Annotated in this window: 19 protein-coding genes and 1 tRNA gene; 6 read left to right on the top strand and 14 right to left on the bottom strand. The window is 64.3% G+C overall.

Annotated features, from left to right (window positions below; translation table 11 throughout):
* Window positions 1–30 precede the first annotated feature (30 nt).
* The gene (locus IWX88_RS05680) at window positions 31–426 is read right to left on the bottom strand and encodes a hypothetical protein (protein WP_196828156.1); all 396 of its coding nucleotides are present in this window, start codon (window positions 424–426) and stop codon (window positions 31–33) included.
* 394 nt (window positions 427–820) lie between these two features.
* On the opposite strand from IWX88_RS05680, the gene IWX88_RS05675 reads away from it, so the two are divergent.
* Window positions 821–1,975, top strand: coding sequence for an aminotransferase class I/II-fold pyridoxal phosphate-dependent enzyme (locus tag IWX88_RS05675; protein ID WP_231368971.1), 1,155 nt, complete (start codon window positions 821–823; stop codon window positions 1,973–1,975).
* Between the two features lie 52 nt (window positions 1,976–2,027).
* Here the strand turns inward: IWX88_RS05675 and IWX88_RS05670 are convergent, their stop codons facing one another.
* The 7 genes from IWX88_RS05670 to IWX88_RS05640 form a co-directional block, all read right to left on the bottom strand.
* Window positions 2,028–2,849 carry a carbon-nitrogen hydrolase family protein gene (locus IWX88_RS05670; RefSeq protein WP_196828152.1) on the bottom strand — a complete coding sequence of 274 codons (822 nt, stop codon included), beginning with the start codon at window positions 2,847–2,849 and terminating at the stop codon, window positions 2,028–2,030.
* Window positions 2,850–2,866: 17 nt separating this feature from the next.
* Window positions 2,867–4,108: an NAD(P)/FAD-dependent oxidoreductase gene (locus tag IWX88_RS05665; protein WP_370568195.1), complete on the bottom strand. Its 1,242-nt coding sequence runs from the start codon at window positions 4,106–4,108 to the stop codon at window positions 2,867–2,869.
* Between the two features lie 4 nt (window positions 4,109–4,112).
* Window positions 4,113–4,304, bottom strand: a complete 192-nt coding sequence (locus IWX88_RS05660; RefSeq protein WP_196828148.1) for a ferredoxin — start codon at window positions 4,302–4,304, stop codon at window positions 4,113–4,115.
* Window positions 4,301–5,236 carry a fumarylacetoacetate hydrolase family protein gene (locus tag IWX88_RS05655; RefSeq protein ID WP_370568194.1) on the bottom strand — a complete coding sequence of 312 codons (936 nt, stop codon included), beginning with the start codon at window positions 5,234–5,236 and terminating at the stop codon, window positions 4,301–4,303. Before IWX88_RS05655 ends, IWX88_RS05660 begins: the two co-directional genes overlap by 4 nt.
* Window positions 5,229–6,155 (bottom strand): catechol 1,2-dioxygenase, encoded by a 927-nt coding sequence (locus IWX88_RS05650; RefSeq protein WP_196828144.1) that lies wholly within the window; start codon window positions 6,153–6,155, stop codon window positions 5,229–5,231. The genes IWX88_RS05655 and IWX88_RS05650 overlap by 8 nt, the downstream gene beginning before the upstream one ends.
* 3 nt (window positions 6,156–6,158) lie before the next feature.
* Window positions 6,159–7,646: an aldehyde dehydrogenase gene (locus IWX88_RS05645; protein WP_231368918.1), complete on the bottom strand. Its 1,488-nt coding sequence runs from the start codon at window positions 7,644–7,646 to the stop codon at window positions 6,159–6,161.
* A gap of 102 nt (window positions 7,647–7,748) precedes the next feature.
* Window positions 7,749–8,249, bottom strand: a complete 501-nt coding sequence (locus IWX88_RS05640) for a MarR family winged helix-turn-helix transcriptional regulator (protein WP_196828142.1) — start codon at window positions 8,247–8,249, stop codon at window positions 7,749–7,751.
* A 179-nt stretch (window positions 8,250–8,428) separates the two neighbouring features.
* Here IWX88_RS05640 and IWX88_RS05635 point away from each other — a divergent pair, with 179 nt between their 5' ends.
* A complete protein-coding gene (locus tag IWX88_RS05635; RefSeq protein WP_231368917.1) occupies window positions 8,429–9,664 on the top strand; it encodes a cytochrome P450 in 1,236 nt (411 codons plus the stop codon).
* Window positions 9,661–11,058: an aminotransferase class V-fold PLP-dependent enzyme gene (locus IWX88_RS05630; protein ID WP_231368916.1), complete on the top strand. Its 1,398-nt coding sequence runs from the start codon at window positions 9,661–9,663 to the stop codon at window positions 11,056–11,058. The genes IWX88_RS05635 and IWX88_RS05630 overlap by 4 nt, the downstream gene beginning before the upstream one ends.
* 179 nt (window positions 11,059–11,237) lie before the next feature.
* On the opposite strand, the gene IWX88_RS05625 is transcribed toward IWX88_RS05630, so the two are convergent.
* Entirely contained in the window at window positions 11,238–11,960 is a 723-nt protein-coding gene (locus IWX88_RS05625; protein WP_231368915.1) for a type 1 glutamine amidotransferase, read from the bottom strand.
* A gap of 183 nt (window positions 11,961–12,143) precedes the next feature.
* On the opposite strand from IWX88_RS05625, the gene IWX88_RS05620 reads away from it, so the two are divergent.
* Window positions 12,144–13,496: a glutamine synthetase family protein gene (locus IWX88_RS05620; protein WP_196828138.1), complete on the top strand. Its 1,353-nt coding sequence runs from the start codon at window positions 12,144–12,146 to the stop codon at window positions 13,494–13,496.
* 77 nt (window positions 13,497–13,573) lie between these two features.
* On the opposite strand, the gene IWX88_RS05615 is transcribed toward IWX88_RS05620, so the two are convergent.
* Window positions 13,574–14,383: an acetoacetate decarboxylase family protein gene (locus IWX88_RS05615; protein ID WP_196828136.1), complete on the bottom strand. Its 810-nt coding sequence runs from the start codon at window positions 14,381–14,383 to the stop codon at window positions 13,574–13,576.
* A gap of 170 nt (window positions 14,384–14,553) precedes the next feature.
* Here IWX88_RS05615 and IWX88_RS05610 point away from each other — a divergent pair, with 170 nt between their 5' ends.
* Window positions 14,554–16,080, top strand: a complete 1,527-nt coding sequence (locus tag IWX88_RS05610) for an APC family permease (RefSeq protein WP_196828134.1) — start codon at window positions 14,554–14,556, stop codon at window positions 16,078–16,080.
* Window positions 16,081–16,209: 129 nt separating this feature from the next.
* Here the strand turns inward: IWX88_RS05610 and hxlA are convergent, their stop codons facing one another.
* Both hxlA and hxlB read right to left on the bottom strand, forming a co-directional pair.
* Window positions 16,210–16,833, bottom strand: a complete 624-nt coding sequence (hxlA, locus tag IWX88_RS05605; protein WP_196828132.1) for a 3-hexulose-6-phosphate synthase — start codon at window positions 16,831–16,833, stop codon at window positions 16,210–16,212.
* Between the two features lie 65 nt (window positions 16,834–16,898).
* The gene (hxlB, locus tag IWX88_RS05600) at window positions 16,899–17,477 is read right to left on the bottom strand and encodes a 6-phospho-3-hexuloisomerase (RefSeq protein ID WP_196828130.1); all 579 of its coding nucleotides are present in this window, start codon (window positions 17,475–17,477) and stop codon (window positions 16,899–16,901) included.
* A gap of 100 nt (window positions 17,478–17,577) precedes the next feature.
* Between hxlB and IWX88_RS14015 the strand changes: the two genes are divergently transcribed.
* Window positions 17,578–18,432: a LuxR C-terminal-related transcriptional regulator gene (locus IWX88_RS14015; RefSeq protein WP_196828128.1), complete on the top strand. Its 855-nt coding sequence runs from the start codon at window positions 17,578–17,580 to the stop codon at window positions 18,430–18,432.
* Window positions 18,433–18,600: 168 nt separating this feature from the next.
* Here the strand turns inward: IWX88_RS14015 and IWX88_RS05590 are convergent.
* Window positions 18,601–18,674: transfer RNA gene (locus IWX88_RS05590), tRNA-Met, on the bottom strand.
* A 35-nt stretch (window positions 18,675–18,709) separates the two neighbouring features.
* Entirely contained in the window at window positions 18,710–21,619 is a 2,910-nt protein-coding gene (locus IWX88_RS05585; protein ID WP_370568193.1) for a UPF0182 family protein, read from the bottom strand.
* Window positions 21,620–21,632: the final 13 nt, after the last annotated feature.

The raw sequence follows: 21,632 nt of genomic DNA, 5'->3' as shown, positions 1-21,632 counted from the left end.
CGACGACAATCGCTGCGAATAGTCCAAAAATCAGTCCTGTTCGCATACTCCACCGTCCGCCCAGGGCTCTCGGGACGAGACCACAAGCAACTGTTTCACTTTGTCCCAATCTTCTGAGACCTGAAAGGGTTGCCGAGCGGGCCGTTGAGGTGAAACTACCGAGGCGCCACTCTTATCGAGGACTTCAACGCTCGACACATCAAGACACGCATAAATGCTCACGAGATCTTCTCCATTCGCTGAGCTGCCCGAAAAACGCTGGATTGTTACATGGTCAATTTTGGAAAGACCAACGGAGCGCAATTCTTTTGTTCGAAATTCCTGGTATCCAGAAAGTGCTGCTCGCAAAGCGGCGCCCTTTGCCACCTGCTCTATCCGCTCAGGATTCTTGCCCCCGTCGGCCAAGATCTCATCCGACACCTTCACGTACGCGGCATACGCCGCCGTCGCCGCCGCGAGCGCCTCCGCCTCGTTCGCGAAGACCGGTGTCGCCCTCGGTGTCGGAGACACAGGGTCCGGCGCGGATGTTCGTACGCAGCCAGTGAGCATCAGAGCTGCTGAGAGAACCGTTGAGAGAGCCGCTGTCACCACCACTGAGCGCGCCCGGATGTGTGCCGCACCGCTGAGCCGAGGAATGATCCGCATATCAACCGACGGTAGGGCAGGCATCGTGCACCCCGTCAGAACTTTCCACAGGCTGTGCACGCCTGGTCGCAACGGGTGGTTGAGGAGGAGCTACGGTGGAAGTGGAAACCATCTCCCGATCAGAAGGCATCTCGTGGAACTCAGCGGAGCATGGCAGCGGGCGGCGCGGGGGGCAATGTTGCTCGCAGCGGACGGCACACTCAAACCGACGATCTTCGCCGAGATGTCCGCCCTCGCCACGAGCACCGGCGCGATCAATCTTGGTCAGGGATTCCCCGACGAGGATGGACCGGCCGAGGTGCTCGAGGCCGCCCGCCAAGCCATCACCGACGGAATGAATCAGTATCCGCCCGGACTCGGCTTCCCCGTGTTGCGAGAGGCGATCTCTCGGCACCAGCACCGCTTCTACGGTCTCACCCCGGACCCCGACCGCGAAGTGATCGTGACCGCCGGCGCGACAGAAGCCTTGGCTGCCGCCATCCTCGCCCTCGTCGAGACCGGTGACGAGGTGGTCACCTTCGAGCCGTTCTACGACTCATATGCGGCCATGATCGCGCTGAGCGGTGCCGTGCACCGCACGGTCGCCCTCCGCGCCCCGCTCTTCCAGCCCGACCACGACGAGCTGCGTCGCGCCGTGACGGATCGCACCCGCATCATCCTGGTCAACAATCCACATAATCCCACCGGCGCGATGATGGATCTCGAGACCCTCGAACTGATCGTCGAGCTTGCCCACCGGCACGACGCTGTCATCGTGACCGACGAAGTGTACGAACATCTGACCTTCGGCCGCGTCCACCTGCCGATCGCCACGCTACCCGGAGCCTGGGATCGCACCGTCACCGTCTCCAGCGGCGGCAAGACCTTCAGCACCACCGGTTGGAAAGTGGGATGGATGACCGGGCCTTCCGAACTCCTGCAGGTCATCCTCGCCGTCAAGCAATTTCTCACCTATGTGAATGCAGCTCCGTTCCAGCCGGCCATCGCAGTGGGTCTCGGCCTGCCCGATGAATTCTTCCGCGGTGTCGCGAGCGTGCTGCAGGGCAAGCGCGACTTGCTCTCCGCGGGGCTGCGCCATGCCGGGTTCTCGGTCAGCGAGTCCCAGGGCTCCTACTTCGTCGTGGCGGATGCTGCGCCCCTCGGCTTCGCGGACGCCGCCGGCCTCTGCCGCCGCCTACCCGAGCTCGCCGGGGTGGTCGCCGTGCCGATGAGTGCCTTCGTGACCGATGAGCACAAGAGCGACTATGCATCGCTGGTGCGATTCGCGTTCTGCAAAAGGGTGGACGTGCTCGAGCGCGCATCCGCCCAACTGGCCGGGCTGAGTCGGTAGCTCAGCGACATCGCCGAGTCTGACCGCGCGGGAACCGCGTCGCCACGTGCAGCTAGTGCGGCAGAGCGTGCACACCGAAGCGGCGCAGCGCGAGCGCCGGGTTCACCGCGCGCACTGCAGCGATCCGTGCCACTGACACCCAGGCGATCGCCACTCCCGTTTCATCGCCGATAGTCGCGAGCTCGACACCCATCGGATCTACGATCATGCTGTTACCGGCCCCGACCGGCGGACCGTGATCGGCAGCAGCGAAATACACGGTGTTCTCGATAGCGCGCGCCGTGACCAGAGTGCGCCAGTGCTGCTCCTTGAGCGGGCCCCGCACCCACTCGCTTGGCAGCACAATGACATCCGCTCCCGCGTCGACGATTCGCCGGCTTACCTCGGGAAAGCGGATGTCGTAGCAGGTCTGCATTCCCACGGTCAGATCACCGAGAGCGAAGAGCCGCGGCTCTTCGATCGGACCGGGCATGACCCAGTCGCTCTCCCGCTGACCGAACGCGTCATACAGGTGCAGTTTGCGGCACTTCGCCACCAGCGTGCCGTGGGGGTCGAGCGCCACCAGCGTGTTGAAGAACCGGGAGTCGTCGTCAGAACGCTCGAGCATCCCGGCCACGATGTGGATATCCAGCACCTTCGCAATCGCCTCGAGCCCGGCCACGAACGGGCCGTCGAGAGCCTCGGCGGCTGCAACAGAGTTCGAGCCGAGCGCCGGTGAAAAGTAGGAAGAGTATTCCGGAAAAACTACTAGCTTCGCGCCGCGGGATGCCGCGGTCGTGGCGAGATCGCGCAGCTGCTCGAGATTGGCCGCGGTGTCTTCGCCGGGAGCAATTTGCGCGACAGCGATGGCTAGGGGTTCAACTCTGTCGCTCATGCGGCCAGCCTATTCGCCTAGGTCAACTTGCCTGACGCTAGCGCGGTGATCTGCTGCCGATAGGGCAGAAGCTCTGCCTTGAGACCGAGCCCGACGACCCCGACCAGGCGATCCGCCCGGTAATACCCGACGGCGACCGCACCGGACAGTTCACCCTGAAGGATGCGGATGTCGCCATCGGTCAGCGCTGGCAGCCCATAGGCCTGCACACCCACCTCGAACTGGTTCGACCAGAACGCTGGCATCGGCGTGAACTCTCGCGTCACCAGCTCGGCAAACGACCCATCGTCGGCAAGCCAAGCTCCGAGTACCGCACCCACACGTTTTCCCGTGTCGGTCGGGATGTTCCAGTGCTCGATCCGGCGTGCAACGTCATCGAACATGCGGTTGGGGAAGCGCGCGATGTCGCCGACCACGTAGATGTCGTCATGCGCGGTGCCGTCGGTCGATACCGCCCGGAGCGCGGAATCCGCGAGCACACCATCGGTGAGGTCGAGAGAGGTGCCATCGAGCCAGTCGGTGTTGCACACGGAGCCGATTGCCTCAACCAGCACGTCCCCGGCAATGACCTCGCCAGTGTCAAGTTGCAGACCCTCGAATGCGACCTCGCCAAGAATGGCGGCGACCGTGCGGCCGAGTGCGAATGACACCCCGTGCTGTTCGTGACGACGCCGGAGCTCCGCGCCCACCAACGCCCCGAGCGGCCGGATGAGCGGCTCGGCCCCGGGTGCCACGATCGTGACCTCGCAGCCGAGCTTGCGTGCCGTTGCCGCCACCTCGCAACCAATGAAGCCGGCTCCTACCATCACGACGCTCGCGCCGGGCACGAGTTCGTCGCGCAGGGCCATCGCATCGTCGAGGGTGCGCACGGTGTGCCGCCCGGCGATGAGCGGGAGATCCAGCCGCCGTGAGCGAAGTCCGGTGGCGATCACCAGGGCGCGCCACGGATGTTTTCGACCATCGTCAGCCGTCACGGTGCGAGCCTCGAGATCGGCGGAGACGACGCGAGCGCTGAGCATCCACTCCACGTCTGCCGTGGCCGCCCGGGCCGGGAAGGCGACTGCACTGTGCGATACCCCGGTAGAGAGCACCTCTTTTGAGAGCGGCGGACGGTTATAGGGAGCGTGCGGCTCTTCACCGATCACGGTCAGCGGGCCCGCGTAACCGGCCCGGCGCAGAGCCTCAGCGGTGCGAAGCGCACCCAGCGACGCGCCCACAATAATGACCGGCGCGATGGTCACCGGCACAGCATCCGGCACGGCGCTACTCGACGATTCGAATGGCCTGCATCGGGCAGACGTCGACGGCTGATTCGACATTGTCGCGCTCCGAGTCATCCGCTTCTGCGTGGTATTCGAGCTTGTCGTCGTCATCCAGCTTGAAGAGGTTCGGCGCCTCGAATACGCACTGCCCGTAGTGCTGGCAGAGCTCCATGTTGACCTCGATCTTGATCACGGCTGCTCCTTCATGCGCGGGTCAACCACGGTCGACGGGTAGAGGTCTTTAGATGGGGTGCGGATGCCCCGGAACTCCCAGTCGCCCCCGAGCGCGGTGGAGACCACCTCTTCGCTCTCGGTGGGCTGGGCTCCGACATCGGTGCGGATTGCGGTTAACCCGGTGACAATCAGGTTTGACAGGGTGCCGAGGCCTTCGACCTCAACCTCGACGACATCCCCCGGCTCGACCGGACGGGAGAACGCCGGCGTGCCGGAGAAGAGCAGGTCGCCGGGGCTCAGGGTGATGGTGCGCGCGATGTCGGCCACGAGGTAGTTCATATCCCACTCCATATTCGCGGTGTTGTCGTCTTGCTTGACCACCCCGTTGACGAGGGTGCGGATCTGTTTGTGGCGAAAGTCCCAGCCACTCACGAGCCCGGGGCCCACCGGGGCCAGGGTGTCGCTGCCCTTGACCCGCAGCATCGAGCCGGCATCCGTGTCACGGAAGTCATGCAGCCCGAAGTCGTTGCCGATCGTGTAGCCAGCGATGTAGTCGCTAGCCTTGTCCGGCGAGACATTGCGGCAGGTGCGACCGATCACGATGACGATCTCGCCCTCGAAGTTGAGCCACTTGCAGCCAAGCGGCCGAACGACCGAGCCGCCGTGGCTGTTGAGGGCGGTGACCGGTTTGTGAAAGTAGGTGGGGGCAGCGGGAAGCTTGGTCATGAACTCGTCGGTGCGGCTCGCGTAGTTGAGGTGTACCGCGATGATCTTCGACGGAACCGACGGCGGCAGGTGCCGCGCCTCATCCACTCCCACTTCACGCCCATCGGCGGCCACCAGGGTGTCACCGTGTCGCACCACTTCGGTGGCGAATCCGTCGAGCAGGATGCGGCGGGTCTCGACCGTGCCTGCTCCGACTGTGCCTGTCTCACGCGTGTGCTCACTCACGCGAGAGCACCAGGTCTTTCGCCGGAGGGAATCCACCCTCGGGTCGCGGGAACCACACATGCACCTGGCCGGTGCCGATCGAGTTCTCGTATTCGCTGTAGAGCACCCCGGGAGCAGTGCAGGCCTCTTCGCCGATGGCGCCGATCGTGAGTAGCCAATGCCCAAACATGCCCTCCGGGCGCACCCGGTGGAACGCCGGCATCGTCTCCAGCACCTTCGCGTGGTCGCCCGCCGTGAACCAGTCGAGACGCTCGTAGTCGGCAACACGCGCCGCCTCCGAGAAGATGTGACTCGGATCCGCCATCTCATGCTTACGCAACTCGCGCAGCTTATAAAAAGTGTGCGACAGGGCACCGGAGGCGAGCAGGATGACCCGTCGATCACTCTTGGCAACGGCCTCGCCGATCGCGCGGCCGGCTCGCAGGAAGTCCTCATCGGTGGCGGTCTGGCAGAGGCTCACGCTGATCCACTTCTTATCGGGCAGGCCCTCACCGAGGTACTTCCAGAGGTTGATCGTCGCGTACATCACCGGTAGGTCTGGGTCGTCGATCGGGGTGATCCAGGTGCCATTCTTCTCGTCCTGCGCAGCGATAAGCTCGGCGAGTTCCGGGTCACCGCGAAAGTCAAATGGCACGCCGTGCATGCCCCGCGGCAGTTCCTCCGAGGTGAACAGGCCGTGACGGCGCTCCTGCGAGGTGACGATGAACTCGACGGTGGATGCCCAGTGGCTGTCGAGCACGATGACGGTGTCGTAGTCCTCAGTCCCCTCACCGGCAGTCTCGAAGATATCCGCCCGGAGCTTCTCGAGGCCCGAGACGAGAGTCGAGTCCTTCCCCTCGTTCAGCTCCATGCGTATCTCTTTCGACAGCATGATGGTTGGCACGTGCGCGATCAGGCCAACACCGACAATTTCACCCATGAGCTATTCCTTCCAACCGTTGGGAGCGACGACCGTGTTCTTCACGTCCGCATAGAAATCGAATGACCAGGTGCCGCCCTCGCGGCCGACCCCGGATTTCTTCGAGCCGCCGAATGGCGCTCGGAGGTCGCGCACGAAGAAGCAGTTGACCCAGATCGTGCCGGCTACCAGCCGGGTCGTGATCGCCTCGGCGTGGGCGCGGTCGCCGGCGACGACCACCGCGGCGAGGCCGAATTCGGTGCCGTTTGCGAGCGCGATCGCCTCTTCGTCGGTGGCGAAGGTCTGCATTGTGAGCACCGGTCCGAAGACCTCCTGCGTCACGATCTCACTACCGGGGGCCGGGTCATCCACGAGAGTGGGGCGAAAGTAGAGGCCGCCGAGCCGGGAATTCTGTTCGCCTCCGAAACGGATAGTCGCGCCATCCGCTCTCGCGCGGTCGACGAAACCGGTGATGCGCTCAAGGTGCGTGCGGTGCACCTGCGGGCCGATGTCGCTGAGCGGATCCCGCGGATCACCCTGCACGAGCGCCTCGACCTTGCGGATAAAAACTGCCGTGAACTCGGCAGCGACGCTCTCGTGAACGAGCAGCCGCGTGCCCGACAGGCAGACCTGTCCGGCATTGTCGTACTGCTCCACCGCGAGGGATGCCGCGAGCTCGATGTCGGCATCGGCGAGCACGATGCACGGGCTCTTGCCGCCAAGCTCGAAGCTGCAGGGGGTGAGGTTCTCCGCCGCCGCGCGGGCGATCGACTTGGCCGTCGGCACCGAGCCGGTGAAGGAAATTCGGCTCAGAGCGGGATGCGCGACGAGCGCGGCGCCGGCTTCAGCCCCGTAGCCCTGCACGACGTTGAACACTCCGTCGGGCAGGCCGGCCTGCTTGGTGAGGTCGGCGAAGAAGGACGCCGTGAGCGGCGTCCACTCGGCGGGTTTCAGCACGACCGTGTCGCCGGCGGCGAGCGCAGGAGCGATGCGCCAGGTGGCGAGCATCAGCGGGGCGTTCCACGGCGTGATGATCGCGGCGACTCCCGACGGATCCCAGCTCACGTGGTTGCTGTGCCCCCGCGTTTCGAAGTCGTCGACGTGGAGGTGCTCGACGAGCCAGTCGGCGAAGAACCGCACGTTGTGGGCCACCCGAGGCATGACCCCGCGCAGGTTGCTGCGAAGCAAACCCCCATTGTCGAGGGTCTCAATGTTGGCGAGCGCATCAAGATTTTGCTCGACGAGGTCGGCGATGCGGTGCAGGATCGCGGCGCGCGCGGACGGAGGTGTCGCCGCCCAGCCGGGGAAGGCATCCCGGGCAGCCGTGACAGCCAATTCGACCTCGACAGCCGTTCCACGGGAGATCGCACCAAGAAATGAGCCATCGATCGGCGAGGTGTTGGCGAAGGTCTCGGCGGATGCGACCCGCAACCCGCCGATGTAATGACGGGTATCGACCGCGACGCCGGCGACTTCGATGCGGTGCAGCGCCGCGCCGCTGGTGCTGGTCATCGCGCCGCCTCCCGGGTCGAAGGACTCCTCGTTAAGTCATTCGGATACTAATGAATTACCATAGCGAATCCCGGGAGGCTCTACAACCACTGGCTGCGCTCGTTACTCCGACTTCTCTGCGTGCGCAGTCACGAGGCGAAGCATCTCGGCGAATTCGTCGCGGCGCGCAGGATCGATCGGGCTCGCGATATGACGCTCCTGCAGGTTGAACGCCGGGAAGAGAGTATTCATCAGGGAGCGCCCGGCGGGGGTGAGGCGCACCACCACGAGGCGACCGTCACTCGCGCTGCGCTCTCGAGCGAGCCATCCGCGCCCCTCGAGGGTGGAGAGCACTCCGGTGAGTGTCGCCTTGGAGAATCCACCCTCGAGAGCGATCTGGCGGGTCTCGATCGGCTCCCAGATCCAGGTGACCCAGAGCACGACGAAGGCCGTCCATGACAGGTTGTTTTCCGACAGCACCGTGCGCTCAAAATGATTGCGCACCGCATTGGCCGCCCGAAACAGGTTGGAGGCGACCGCCATCGCGGAGTAGTCGAGCCGCAGGTCACCGAGTCGGGCGTCGACCTGGCGCTCGGTTTCGGCGAGCGTGTGCGCTCCGGCCATCGGGACTCCTTCTCACGTGCGATGCAGACTGCGCTCACTCTAATTGACCGCCGGACGCGATCCGATGCGCTATCGCACCGGGGCAGGATGCCCTATCGTCGGAGATAACTTGTTCGTACCCTAACAACACCCCCAACCTGATAGCGAGGAATGAGTTGACTTCGACGACGAATGTCACTTTGGCCGATTTGGATCTCTTCGAGTCGGGTGATCCCTGGCGGGTCTTCGACGAGCTGCGTGCAAACTCCCCCGTGCACTGGGACGAAGAGGATGCCCCGAATCACGGCTTCTGGTCGCTGACGAAGTACCACGATATCGTCGGCGTGCTGCGCGACACCGAGACCTTCTCGAGCGAGCGCGGCACCGTCAACCTCGAGGAGCTGGATGCGGAGCAGATCGAGGCGCGCAAGTCCATGCTCGAGACTGACGGTGTGCGTCATCGCTCTCTTCGCCGGCTCATGCAGGGCGAGTTCACCCCGAAGGCGGTGGCCGGGTACGAGACTTTCCTGCGCGGCCTCACGGCATCCACGCTCGATGCCGCCTTCGCGAAGACCGAGTTCGACTTCGTCGCCGAGGTGGCTGCCGACTTTCCGATCCGCGTGCTCGCCCGCATGCTCGACGTGCCCGACACCGACATTTATCGCCTCATCGACTGGGGCAATCGCATGGTCGGCAACACCGACCCGGAGCACACCGACGTGCTCGCGCACTCTGCGGAGAGCGAGAAATATCGGCTGCTGCCCTTTCGCTCCCCCGCCGCCCAGGAGGTCTTCGACTACGGCAATGAGCTCGCCAGGCAGCGGCGCGGAGGCGATGGCACCGACCTCGTCTCCCGACTGGTCAACCAGACGCCGATGGACGGCATCCCGCTGAGCGAACGCGACTTCAACAGCTACTTCCTGCTGCTCGTCGTCGCCGGAAACGAGACCACCCGCCACACCATCACCCATTCGATGGACTACCTCATGCAAAACCCCGACCAGCTCGCGCTGCTGCAGGAGAAGCCGGAGCTGATCCCCTGGGCGGTCGAGGAGTTTCTGCGAATGGCGAGCCCGGTCTACCACTTTCGCCGCACCGCCACCCGCGACACGGAGATCAACGGACAGGCCATCAAAGAGGGCGACAAGGTCGTGCCCTGGTTCGCCGCCGGCAACCGGGATCCGCAGGTCTTCGATGACCCCTACCGCATGGATGTCACCCGCAATCCGAACGAGCACATGGCCTTTGGCCGTGGTGGTCCGCACATGTGCCTCGGCAACGCGCTCGCGCGGCTCGAGATCCGGGTGATGTACGAAGAGCTGCTTCCCCGCATCACCGGAATGCACCGTCTCGGCGAAGTCTCGAAACTGCGCAGCAACTTCGTCAACGGCATCAAGCGGTTCCCGGTACGGGTCGAGCTGGCGAGCACGAGATGAGCGACCGAATGGGTACCGGGTCGCATGAGGTCGGGTCGCATGAGATCGGGTCGCATGAGATTTGGGGGGACGAATCGGCAACGGTGGACCTCGCGGCCAGCTGGGCTGCGCGGCGGGTGGTGCGGCACACCGATCCGCTCTCCACCGCGCGTTCGGCGACGGATCTCGCCCTGGATGCCGGACCGACCATCACCGCATCCGGCATCGGAGCGGAGGCCGCCCTGCGCGTCTGGGACCGCGTGCTCGAGCCCGCCACCCGGTCGCAGGATGACCCACTCAATCTCGCGTATATCGCCGCCGCGCCGACCCGGGCCGCGATCGCATTCGACCTCGTGACCAGTGCTGCGAATATCTTCGGTGGGCTGTGGGAGGCGGGAGCGGGAGCGATCTACGCCGAGAACGAGGCACTGGCCTGGATCGTCGGGCTGCTCGGCTGGCCCGATTCAGCGGGCGGATGCTTCGTCTCCGGCGGCACCTCCGGCAATCTCTCCGCACTCATGACCGCTCGCGAGACGGCGAAGTCCCACCGGGGAGGTCGCCCGTCCGGCGGCTGGCAGCTCGCCTGCACCGCGAACGCCCACTCCTCCATCCGCTCGGCAGCGAAGGCGCTCGACGTCGACGTCATCGAGGTGCCGATGGATGCTCGCGGCCACCTCACCGGGGTGGCCCTCCGGGCCGTGCTTGAGCGCTCCCCCGACGTGTTCGCGGTCGTCGCCTCAGCCGGCACCACCAATGAGGGGCTCGTGGACGACCTCGCGGATGTCGCAGCCGTCGCCCATGAATTCGGAGTCTGGCTGCACGTGGACGGTGCCTACGGTGGGGCAGGACTCGCCGCCCCGAGCGTTCGCGCGCTCTTCAACGGCATCGAGCAGGCCGACAGCTTCATCGTGGATCCGCACAAATGGCTCTTCGCCCCCTACGACTGCTGCGCGCTGCTCTACCGCGACCCGGCGCTCGCCCGGGCGACCCACTCACAGCGGGCCAACTACCTCGATAACGTGGATCGCGAGTCGTGGAATCCCAGCGAACTCGCACTGCACCTGAGCCGGCGCGCGCGCGGGCTCCCCCTCTGGTTCAGTCTCGCCACCCACGGAACCGACCGGTATCGGGATGCAATCGAATGCTCTCTCGAGACCGCGCGGGCGGTTGCGAGCGCCATCCGGGCATCCGACCACCTGCGGCTCGTTCGGGAGCCGGAGCTCTCCGTCGTGGTGTTCGACCGTCCGGGTTGGCAAACGGCTGATTATCAGGCCTGGTCGCATTCCACCGCGGTCGAGGGCACGATGCTCTGCGTGCCGACGACCCTCAACGGCAAAACGGTGTTGCGTCTCGCGTTCGTGAACCCCGAGACGGATGCTGCGCGGGTGATCGAGATCCTCGAGACCCTGCGCTAGCGGCCCGGCCGGCCGCTCACCCGGCCACTCGGCCGCTCACCCGGCCGCTCACCCGGCCACTCACTCGGCCGCTCACCCGGCCACTCGGGTGTCAACTTCGCAGGCTCAATCAGCGCGGGAACCTGTCAAGTTGACACCTCAGCGGCATGAAAACCTGTCGAGTTGACACCTCAGTGGCGCTAGGGGCGCGGCAGCACCTTGGCGACCCGCTCGAGGTAGGCGTCGACGAGCATGGCGGTGCGCGCTCTGGCCGCTGACTCTTCCGCCCTGGTGTGGGCGAGCATGGCATCCGGATCCTGGCCGTCGGCGATCACTTTCGCGGCGCCCCCAGCGTTCAACCAGCCCTCAAGGCTCGCGGCGGTGAGTTCGGGATGAAACTGCACGGCCAGGCTCCTTCCGTGAGTGAACGCCTGGGAGGCGGATGGCGTGCGCGCGATCTCGCGGGCGCCGGCCGGCACCGTCCAGCGGTCGTAGTGGAACTCGAACCAGGGACCGGATGGCACGAGCCCGTCGTCGTCGCTGTGCATCGACGTCCAGCCGATCTCTGGTCGACCGGCAGCGGCGACCGCGCCACCGAGAGCCCGGGACAGCAGCTGGCCACCGAAGCAAATACCGAGCACCGGGATGTCTCTTTTCACGGCGTCCCGAAGCCAGCTGATCTCCGGAACCAGCCAGCGGCCGATGCCCGCGTCGTCCCAGGCCCCCCACGGTGCGCCCATCGGCACGAGCAGGTCATAGTCGGATGCATCCGGAAAGTCGAAGCGCACATTGGGGGTGTCAACATGCTGCTCATCGACGATCACCAGTTCGTCCACGTGGAAGCCACGTTGCCGCAAACGCTCCGAAACCGGGCCGGTCGGGCTCACATGGTCGTGCTGGATGAACAGCGCACGCATGGTCATCGTCACCGCCTATTCTGTTGGCTCTTCCCCGTCAGGCCGGTCGGGTGGGGCCCAAACTCTGACACTGATTCCAAGGGCCGCAGATATCGCGGATGTCGTCGTTGACCGGTTTAAGCCCTAGTATCGCACTAATCGTTCAGGGCCGAACGATCCAGTGCCCATGGTTATCGGGCTGGAGGATTCATGACTTTCGATGCAGCCGCACTCCGCACAGAGCTCGAGGCCACAGGTATCGATGTGCTGCGGCTGGTGTACGCCGATATCCTCGGGATCACCCGCTCCAAAGACCTGCTTGTGAGCCAACTGGAGCGCACGGCTCCGAGTGGCCCGACCTTCTGCCAGGGTGTGTGGGTCACCACCACCCAGGGCGGTGTGCTCGACGGCAACGCCATCATGTCCGACGGGCTGCAGGACCTCGTGAGCAGAATCGATCCGTCCACCGTCACGCTGATGCCGTGGGAGCCGGGAGTCGCCTTCGCCATTGCGGATGCTTTCGAGCCGAACGGTGCCGCGAGCAGCCTCGCGCCGCGGTCAGTGCTTCGCAACGTGATCGCGCAATACACCGCGCTCGGGCTCACGCCGATTGTCGGGCCGGAACTCGAGTTCTATATCGCCGAGCGTTCAGCGACCGGCGACTGGCAGCGGGCACTCACCCGCACCGGGCGCGTGTACACCACCGGCGCCTGGGTCGACCCCGACGGCCTCTTTCTGCACCTGATGCGGATGCTCGACCGAATGGACATCGGGGTCGTGGCCGGCAATCACGAGTTCAGCCCATCGCAGTACGAAATCAACCTCTGGCACGGCGAGGCCCTGCGTGCCGCCGACCGCACGTTTCTGTTCAAGACGGCGATCAAGGACATCGTGGCGCGCGCCGGCAAGCTCGCGACTTTCCTCGGCAAGCCGTGGACCGATGAGGGCGGCAGCGGATTCCACCTGCACTTTTCAGTGATCGATTCCTCGGGCGCCAATCTGATGAGTGAGCCGGATGGGCAACTGTCCACCATCTCGAATCGTCTGATTGCCGGCATCCTGGCCCATGCTCCGGCGCTCGCCGCCTTCACCAACCCCACGGTCAACGCCTACAAACGACTCGGCCCGGACACCCTCGCGCCCTACCGAGCCAATTGGGGCCACGACAACCGCAGTTCGATGGTGCGGGTGCCGCCGGAACGCGGAGCGGGCACGCGACTGGAGGTACGCATCGGCGACGGCGCGGCAAACCCCTACTTGATGGTCGCTGCTGTGTTGGCAGCTGGCCTTGACGGACTCACCCGCGAGCTCGAGATACCCCCGAGTGCGGACGGCTGGTCGTACGAGAACGAGTCGGCGGCCGTGTTGCCGACGAGCCTCACCATGGCTCTGGACGCACTCGATGCCGACCTGGTGCTGCGCCACGCGCTCGGTGCCCCTCTCGTGGACGTCTTCAGCATCCTGAAACGGGATGAGGTGGCCCGCTACGAGCAGACGGTCGAGGATCCGCACACCCGCGACGTGACCCGCTGGGAGCTCGACGAATATCTTGAAGACTACTGAGCGGTATGGACTACTGAGCGGTATGGACTACTGAGCGGTGGCCTACGGAGCGGTGGCCTACGGAGCGGGGCCGACGCTCACACGGCGCGCGAGCGGTCCTCCACGAGGTCTCCGCCGGTGAAGGTCACGCCGAGTTCCCGGTAGTACCCGCCGAGGATCTCCGCCACCGGGAGGATGGAATGCAGTTCGTCCCACGGCGAATCGGCGAGCGACAGCTCCGCATCGCCGCGCCAGGCCGGTCCGAGGTCGGCGTCGGTGCCGCCCATGGTCACGAGCTGGTCGAGAGAGAGACCCTCGCCCTGGCTGATCGAGGGCATGAAGCGGTTGTGCAGCATCCGATGACCGTTGACGAATCCGTTGTCAGCAGAGGGTTCGCGCAGCGTGACGACGGCGGATGCCAGCCGGTGGTCATAGGCGGAGAGCGAGGCCCCGATCTGCGCTCCAGCTTCGAGCCGTGGTGTCGCCTTGCCGCGCGAGAACAGCCGTGTGACGTGCACAGAGCCGAGCTTCTTGGGGTAGCCCTGGAACCATCCGCGGGCAATCGCGAAGTCCTTGGTGACCCAGATTGCGACGCAGCGGCTGTAGGTGACCCCCCGGTGGGAGCAGCGCACCACGACGAATGCCTCGAGGTACTGGGCGCGCACGGGGTCGAGCAGTTCGAGGCCACCCGCGCTGCAGGACTGCCAGTCTGCCCAGATGATGGCGACGGCCCCCGGACGGTCGGGTGCGAGATCGATGTCCGCCGGCAGGAGAGCTCGCACGTTGGCCGGATCGGTGAGGTATTCCACCGTGAGCAGTGTGCCGGAGTAGTACCACGGTGGCTTCGGCACGAGCGAGCTCGCACCGGTGGGGGTCAGCGGGGCGAGAAATCCGTTGAGAGCAGTCATAGCGCCAGAGTATAGCCCAGATTTTTTCGCTTGTTCGTATCCGAATGAACTTGTCGATTGCACTTGACGTCAGGCGCACGGTTCGCCACAGTTAGCTAACTCGTTCGGATACGGACGACTTGCTCGTACCCGAACCACCCCGCTGAGCGAACTCAATGAGGAGTATCGAAATGGCACTTGCTCCAGACCCCCTGGCCCCAGACGCCCCTGCCTCCGAAGGCGACACCGGTACGACTCTGCAGAAGGGTCGCCTCGGCACCATCGGTATCGTGTTCTTCGTCGTCGCGGCTGCGGCGCCGCTGGTCGGAATGACCGGTGCGGTACCGGTAGCCATCGTGCTCGGCAACGGTGCAGCAGCACCCGGCGCCTACCTCGCGGTCGGAATCACCCTGCTGCTGTTCAGCGTCGGCTACGCAGCGATGAGCCAGCGCGTCACCAATGCCGGAGCCTTCTTCGCCTACATCGGTCGCGGACTCGGTCGTCACGCCGGTATCGCCTCCGCGTTCGTATCGATCCTCGCCTACGTGGCGGTACAGCTCGCGGTCTACGGATTCTTCGGCGCCGTGATGGCCGGCCAGGTTGGTGTGCTCCCGTGGTGGGCCTGGACGCTCATTTCCTGGGCACTCGTGACCGTGCTCTCCCTGTTGCGCGTGGATATCGGCGCGCGCGTGCTCGGAGTTCTCATGCTCCTCGAACTCACTGCACTCGTGGTCACCTCCGTCGTCATCCTCGCCAATGGCGGTCCGGAGGGCGTCGATATCTGGGCCTCGTTCAACCCCGCAGCAATCGTCGCCGGTGGCCTCGCCGGATCCGCCGGTATCGCGTTCGCGTTTGCGTTCGCCTCGTTCATCGGATTCGAGGCGACGGCGATTTACGGCGAAGAGTCACGCAACCCAAAGAAAGTTGTACCCCGCGCCACCTACCTCGCCGTCATCGTGATCACCGTGCTCTTCTCACTCACTGCATTCGCCATGGTTACCGGGATGGGTGCATCGAAGGTAGTCGAGCGAACGGCCGAGCTCTCGACGATCGGCACGGTGCCACTCGCCGCCCCCGCCGAAGTGTTGTTCTCCCTTGCCACCCAATACGTGGGACCGTGGATGGCGACAGTCATGTCGATCCTGGTGCTCTCGAGCCTGTTCGCCGGTCTCCTCGCGTTTCAGAATGCGGCAAGCCGCTACCTCTTCGCGATGGGTCGTGGCGGAGTGCTTCCCGCCCGCCTCGGTACCGTCAACGGGCGCGGGGCGCCGGCGGCGGCATCCGTGGTTACCTCGGTAATCACGGGGATCATCATCGTCGCCTTCGCCGTCTTCCGGCTCGACCCCGTGCTCAATCTCTTCTACTGGTTCAGCGGACTGTCGGTCGTGGCGATCGTGCTGATCGAGATTCTCGTCTGCATTGCGATCATGGTGTACTTCCGCAGGAACCGGGGCGAGGAGAACGTGTTTCAGAGGAGCATCGCCCCAATCCTCGCGACGGTCGGTCTTGTTCTTGGTGAATACCTGCTGATGTCGAGGTTCGGGCTGCTCGCCGGCACCGTGGCCGATGGCGTCGATCCCACAGTCGATTCCTGGGGCCTCAGCGCCATCGGTTGGGTGCTGGTGCTGCTTCCGTTCGCGCTGCTCGGTCTTGGATACCTAGTGTCCCGAGCCCGCACATCCGTGAACCAGGAGCTGCTGCGCGACGTGCTGTCGTAGCCCGTAACCCACAGCGCTGCGGCCCGCCTGTTGTCAGGACCGCGCGCCGATCTGTCAGCCATGCGGCCTTACGTGCGACCGCATGACTGACGCACGGGCGCATGGTTCCGCCCGTGCGTCCAAACGGGATCAGATAATTGCCGCGCGAAGAGCGGCCGCAGCGGCGCCAACATCCGGGGCACCGTAGATTGCACCCCCGGCAACGGCGACCAACGCTCCCGACCGCTGCACGGAGGCGATCGTCGACACGGTGATACCGCCAGCCACCGAGAATGGAACTCCGGATGCTTCGCCGTCTCGCAGCAGGGTGGCGAAGGTGAAGCCCTCCTCTGCCTGCTCGTCGAGGCCGGCATGCATTTCGACGAATTCGGCCCCGAGGGCTACGACCTGCTTCGCACGGGCTGCCTTGTCGGCGACACCGATGAGGTCTACGACTATGCCTTTGCCGTGCTTCTTCGCTGCCGTGACAGCGCCAATGATGGTGCTGTCCCCTGCGGCGCCGAGAACGGTCACGAGGTCGGCACCGGCTGCGAAAGCGCTATCCGCCTCGAGCTCTCCGGCATCCATTGTCTTCAGGTCAGCAAAGACGATCTTGTCGGGATGTGCAGCCTTGATCGCCGTGACGGCCGAAAGCCCGGCACTCTTGATCAGCGGGGTCCCCAGCTCGAGGATATCGACGTTTGGTGCTGCGGCTGCGGCTAGCTCCAGCGCGGCTTCGACGGTGAGAGTGTCCATGGCGAATTGCAGTTTCATTGTGTTCCTTTGCATTACGGGTGGGTGGTGTGAAAGAAGAGGGGCAGCGTTCGGGGTCGGGGTCGCTACTCGAGGTTGGCGTGACGCGGCCAGAGCTCGTCAGCACTGAGTCCGCTGCGCTTCCAGAGGGCGTCAAAGAGGGCGTCGCCGAGCACAACGACCACCTGCTCGAAGAGACTGCCGGAATACTGGGTCGACGCCGTCTCGCTGCGATCGAGCTTCGTAGCCGCGGGAACCACGATGGTTGCGGTAGCCAGTTGCGCGAGGGGCGAGTCGGGTGCAGTGGTGATCGCCGCGACCTTCGCTCCCGCATCGGCCGCCGTTTGGGCTGCTCGGAGGATCCCGGCGGTGGTGCCAGAGCCGCTCGCCGTGACAAGCAGATCCTGCTCCGCGATCGCGGGGGTAGTGACTTCCCCGACAACATGCACCTCGATCCCCAGGTGCATGAGGCGCATCGCCGTCATCCGCAGTGCGAGTCCCGATCGACCTGCGCCGAGAACGAAAACACGTGGTGCGGCCGCAATGAGATCGAGGACCGGTGCCAGCGCATCCGTATCTCCGTTTACGAGGCGTGCGATGACGGTGTCGATCTCTGCGCTGATGCGAGCAAGAGACGATTCAACCGAGATATCTGCCTTTTCCATATCTCAACCCTGCGCGCCCACTGCCCGAGGTGCCCCCATCCGATCCAGCAGTCTTTCCTACCCTAAAGTATGGGTGTGTGCGAGTGGGTAGGCTAGCTACATGGTGTCAGAAGATCAGCTTCCGTCCCCCGCCTCGCGAGCACTGACGCTTGAGCATGCGCGTGCCATCGGCGAACAGGCCGACCGTCACGCGGTCACTTTGGAGTCGCTCCTGGCGATGCTGCGATCAACCCGGCTCGAGGACAAAGCGGCGCGAATGATGGCGATCGATGTCGCCACCACTGCGCTCGTCGGATTACGGATGGCCACCGACCAACAGCGAAGCACGACCCTCGAACCGGTGGTGGGGGCTTTCGCGCGTCTCCGAAACGATCTACGGCCGTTGGCGCGATTCGGGAAATTGGACGTGCAGTTCGTGGAACCACCGACCACCGGGCGTGCTCTGCCCGGGGAGGTCGCTCACGCCGCGCGTGCCATTGTGCGCAGTGCAGTTCTGGCATTTGTCGACACCGGGCAGTCCCAACGCGTTCGGATCCAATGGGATTGTGATGGATTCAACCTGCTCATCGGCATCCGGGATGACGGCCAGGGCGAGCTCACCGTGCATGACGACGCCCTGCGCCCGATCGCCGAACGGGTAGCGTCGCTCAACGGGGAACTGGCCGTCTCTGCGGTAGCTGGCTGGGGTTCGTCCCTCGAGATCCGCCTCCCGCTGGATCCCCCGGTCGAACCGCAGCCCCTCGCAGACACGGTCGAACTGTCACGACGAGAGCGCGAGGTGCTCTCGCTGGTGTCATCCGGTGCGAGAAATAGGGAGATTGCCGTCGAACTAGCGATAAGTGAAAACACGGTGAAATTTCACGTGTCAAACCTACTCGCAAAGGCGGGAGCTCGATCACGTGGAGAGTTGGCGGCTCTGTCTCGATCGATGCAGTCGCGTCCTCCTGCGCAATAGCCGCTCACCCGGCGGTACGCTGCACCTGCTCTGGATCGCGCATGGCAGAGGAAGCGCCACTTGCACACCCCAGTGTCGAAATCCTCAGTGTCGAAACCCCCATAGCAAAAGGCCCGGAACCTAGGTGGCTTCGGGCCTTCTGCGTGATGCTTTCGCTGTAATGCGCTGTTGCGGGGACAGGATTTGAACCTGCGACCTCTGGGTTATGAGCCCAGCGAGCTACCGAACTGCTCCACCCCGCGGCACCTCATAAGACTACCACGGGATGGAGACCGGTTTACCTCTCGACCGAGAACACCTTATTCAGTGCGGTTACGAGATTCGCATCTGCGGTCGCGTACGCCGCGAGGTCGCCTGACTTGAGCGCGGTTGCACGGGCGGTCAGCGCGGTCTGCACATCGGCAAGGGCGGACTTGAGCGCATCGCTTGTCGCTCCGGTGCCCGTGCTGGGCGTCCCGGTTCCGGTTCCTGTTCCAGTTCCAGTTCCGGGTGTTACCACTACGCCACCGTCACCGGCACTCGCACCGGAGTTGCCGCCGAACAGCGAGTTGAGGGCGGCATCGAGGGTATCTTCGAACGCCACCTTGTCACCGAACGACACCAGGACCTTGCGGAGGATCGGGTAGCTCGTCTCCGCATTCGACTTGACGTAAACCGGCTGCACATAGAGCAGACCGCCACCGACCGGCACGGTCAACAGGTTACCGAGGTCAACGGTGGTGTTACCCCGCTGCAGCAGAGCAAGCTGATTAGCAACCGCGGTATCGGTGTTGAAGTTGCTCTGCACTTGGCCTGGACCGGGCACCGAGTTCTGTTTGGGCAGGGAGAGGAGGGTGAGCTTGCCGTACCCCTTCGCGACCACACCCTTGGTCGAGCCGGCATCCGCATTCGCTGCCAGGTAGCCGGTAAGGATGCTGCTGGTGCCAGCTCCCCGAGAACTCGGAATATAGGTGGAGTAGATCGAGAACGCCGGTTCTGACGTACCCGGAACCTTCATCGTCAGATAGTAAGGCGGCTGGAGAGGCACTGCAGTGCCCGTCTTAGTCGGGTCGGACGGCGTGACCCACGCGTCGGATGAGGAGTAGAACGTGTTCGGATCGGTCACGTGATAAGCACCAAGGATCTCGCGTTGCACCTTGAACAAATCGGCCGGGTAACGCACGTGACTCATCAGTTGGGAAGAAATTTCGCTGATGGGCTTTACCGTCGACGGATAGATCTTCTGCCAGGTCTTGAGGATCGGATCTGTCTCATCCCAAGCGTAGAGCGTGACTTTCCCGCTGTAGGCATCGACCGTGGCCTTCACCGAGTTGCGAATGTAGTTGATGTCATCGAAGGCCAATTGCGGAGCCGGCGTGTAGGAATCGGCGATCGCATTGCTGAGCTGCTGGATCGCCGAGTAGGGGTAGTTCGCGCTGGTCGTGTAGCCATCCACAATCCACTTCACCCGGCCGTCGACGACCGCGGGATATGGATCGCTGTCCAGCGTGAGGTACGGCGCCGCCTTCTGGATGCGGTCCACCGGGTTTCTCGTGTAGAGCACCTGCGAGTCGTTGTTGACACCGCCAGACAGGAAGATCTGCTCCGACTGGAACTTGACGGCGTAGATCAGTTTCTTGAATACGTTGTCGAGCTTGGGCCCACCGTCGCCCGAGAAGGTCGTGGTAGCGTTCTGGTCGGAATTCGCGTCACCGGCTGGGTAATCGAGTTCGATCTTTTTGCCGTCTTTAGGCCCGCCCACGATCGAATATGTTGGTGACTCCTCGCCGAAGTAGATGCGCGGCTCGAACTCGCCAAGAGCTCCGGTCACCGGTATGCCCGACTCGAGGAACACGGGCAGGCCCTCGCTCGAGCGCTGATTGCCGTAGGCCGCGACGACACCGTAGCCGTGGGTGTAAACGAGGGTGTTGTTGTACCAGCTGGGAGAGGCGTTGGTGTTGGCCTGGTTGAGCTCGCGCACCGCAATGACGGTGTCTTGCGACTTGCCGTCGATCATGTAGCGGTCGACATCCAGATATTTCTTGAACTGGTAGTACTGCTTGATTCGCTGCAACTGCGCAAAGGCGGGCGAGACGATGGCGGGGTCGATGATGCGGATCGACGCAGTGGTGTCTACGTCGTCGCGCAGCGCGCCCTGCTGGGCATCCGTCTTCGCGGAATACGCTTCCTGCTTCACATCGGCGACGCCGTACGCATCCCTCGTGGCATCGATATTGCGCTGGATGTACGGAGCCTCCAAAACACGCACGTTCGGCTCGACCTGGAACTTCTGCACGATGAATGGATAGACGGATCCGATGAGCAGACCACTCACGAGAAGGAGTGCCGTGCCGATGAGGGGAAAACGCCAGCGGCCGATAACCGCGGTGATGACGAACAGGATCGCGACCACGGCAGCGATCCCGGCGAGGATCTGGCGGCCGGGAATCACTGCGGTCGCGTCTGCGAAGGACGCGCCCTCGAAGAGGGTGCTCGAGGTCTTGGTGCTGAGGGTTGCGTACTGGTCGAGCCAGATGCTCACCGCTTGCAACGCGAGGTAGACGGCACCGGTGACCGCGAGTTGGATGCGCGCGGTGCGCGAGATCCGCACCTCACGGCCATTGAAGCGCAGCGCTCCGTAGAGGTAGCTTGTCGCAATCGCAGCGATAGCCGAGATCAGCACGACTGCCGACGCAAAGGCCGCAACCGCCTGGTAGAACGGGAGCGCAAACAGGTAAAACGAGACGTCCAGCTGGAACTGCGGATCCACCTTGCCGCTGGGCACTCCGTTCATCCAGGCGAGCACCAACTGCCAGCGCGACGAGCTCGCGACCCCGGCGAAGAGTCCAAGTACCGCAGGGATTCCCCACATCGCGAGGCGGCGAAGTGGTTCGATTACCTGCTGGTAGCGGTCCAGCTGCGCGTTCAGCTTCGCGTAGACCGGTCGCCCGCGGAATGCGATTTCGATGCTGGCGAGCACCGGCACCGCCATGGCGACGAACCCGGTGAAGAACAGCACCGTGCTTGCCACCCACTGGGTCGTCAGCACCTTGAGGAACCCGAGTTGCTCGAACCACAGCCAATCGGTGTACAGGCTTGCAAAAATGAAGAAAATGACGACAAGAACTGCCACGGCGGCAAGGGTGATCAGGAGGGTAACTCTCGATCGCGATGCAGGGCGGCGTTCTTGAGTGGGGGTGGACGTCACGAGACTGCTCCAA

The organism is Frigoribacterium sp. CG_9.8 (assembly GCF_015751965.1).
Lineage (GTDB): Bacteria > Actinomycetota > Actinomycetes > Actinomycetales > Microbacteriaceae > Lacisediminihabitans.
The sequence above is the reverse complement of the archived record's forward strand: the minus strand, read 5'-3'. Positions and strand labels throughout refer to the sequence as shown.

What these genes read in the sequence shown, in the direction of transcription:
- IWX88_RS05615 (WP_196828136.1), bottom strand. Translation starts at nt 14,383, where the DNA reads ATGACTGCTCTCAACGGATTTCTCGCCCCGCTGACCCCCACCGGTGCG.
- IWX88_RS05610 (WP_196828134.1), top strand. Translation starts at nt 14,554, where the DNA reads ATGGCACTTGCTCCAGACCCCCTGGCCCCAGACGCCCCTGCCTCCGAA.
- IWX88_RS05675 (WP_231368971.1), top strand. Translation starts at nt 821, where the DNA reads ATGTTGCTCGCAGCGGACGGCACACTCAAACCGACGATCTTCGCCGAG.
- IWX88_RS14015 (WP_196828128.1), top strand. Translation starts at nt 17,578, where the DNA reads ATGGTGTCAGAAGATCAGCTTCCGTCCCCCGCCTCGCGAGCACTGACG.
- IWX88_RS05645 (WP_231368918.1), bottom strand. Translation starts at nt 7,646, where the DNA reads ATGACCAGCACCAGCGGCGCGGCGCTGCACCGCATCGAAGTCGCCGGC.
- hxlA (WP_196828132.1), bottom strand. Translation starts at nt 16,833, where the DNA reads ATGAAACTGCAATTCGCCATGGACACTCTCACCGTCGAAGCCGCGCTG.
- IWX88_RS05650 (WP_196828144.1), bottom strand. Translation starts at nt 6,155, where the DNA reads ATGGGTGAAATTGTCGGTGTTGGCCTGATCGCGCACGTGCCAACCATC.
- IWX88_RS05670 (WP_196828152.1), bottom strand. Translation starts at nt 2,849, where the DNA reads ATGAGCGACAGAGTTGAACCCCTAGCCATCGCTGTCGCGCAAATTGCT.
- hxlB (WP_196828130.1), bottom strand. Translation starts at nt 17,477, where the DNA reads ATGGAAAAGGCAGATATCTCGGTTGAATCGTCTCTTGCTCGCATCAGC.
- IWX88_RS05625 (WP_231368915.1), bottom strand. Translation starts at nt 11,960, where the DNA reads ATGACCATGCGTGCGCTGTTCATCCAGCACGACCATGTGAGCCCGACC.
- IWX88_RS05630 (WP_231368916.1), top strand. Translation starts at nt 9,661, where the DNA reads ATGAGCGACCGAATGGGTACCGGGTCGCATGAGGTCGGGTCGCATGAG.
- IWX88_RS05640 (WP_196828142.1), bottom strand. Translation starts at nt 8,249, where the DNA reads ATGGCCGGAGCGCACACGCTCGCCGAAACCGAGCGCCAGGTCGACGCC.
- IWX88_RS05620 (WP_196828138.1), top strand. Translation starts at nt 12,144, where the DNA reads ATGACTTTCGATGCAGCCGCACTCCGCACAGAGCTCGAGGCCACAGGT.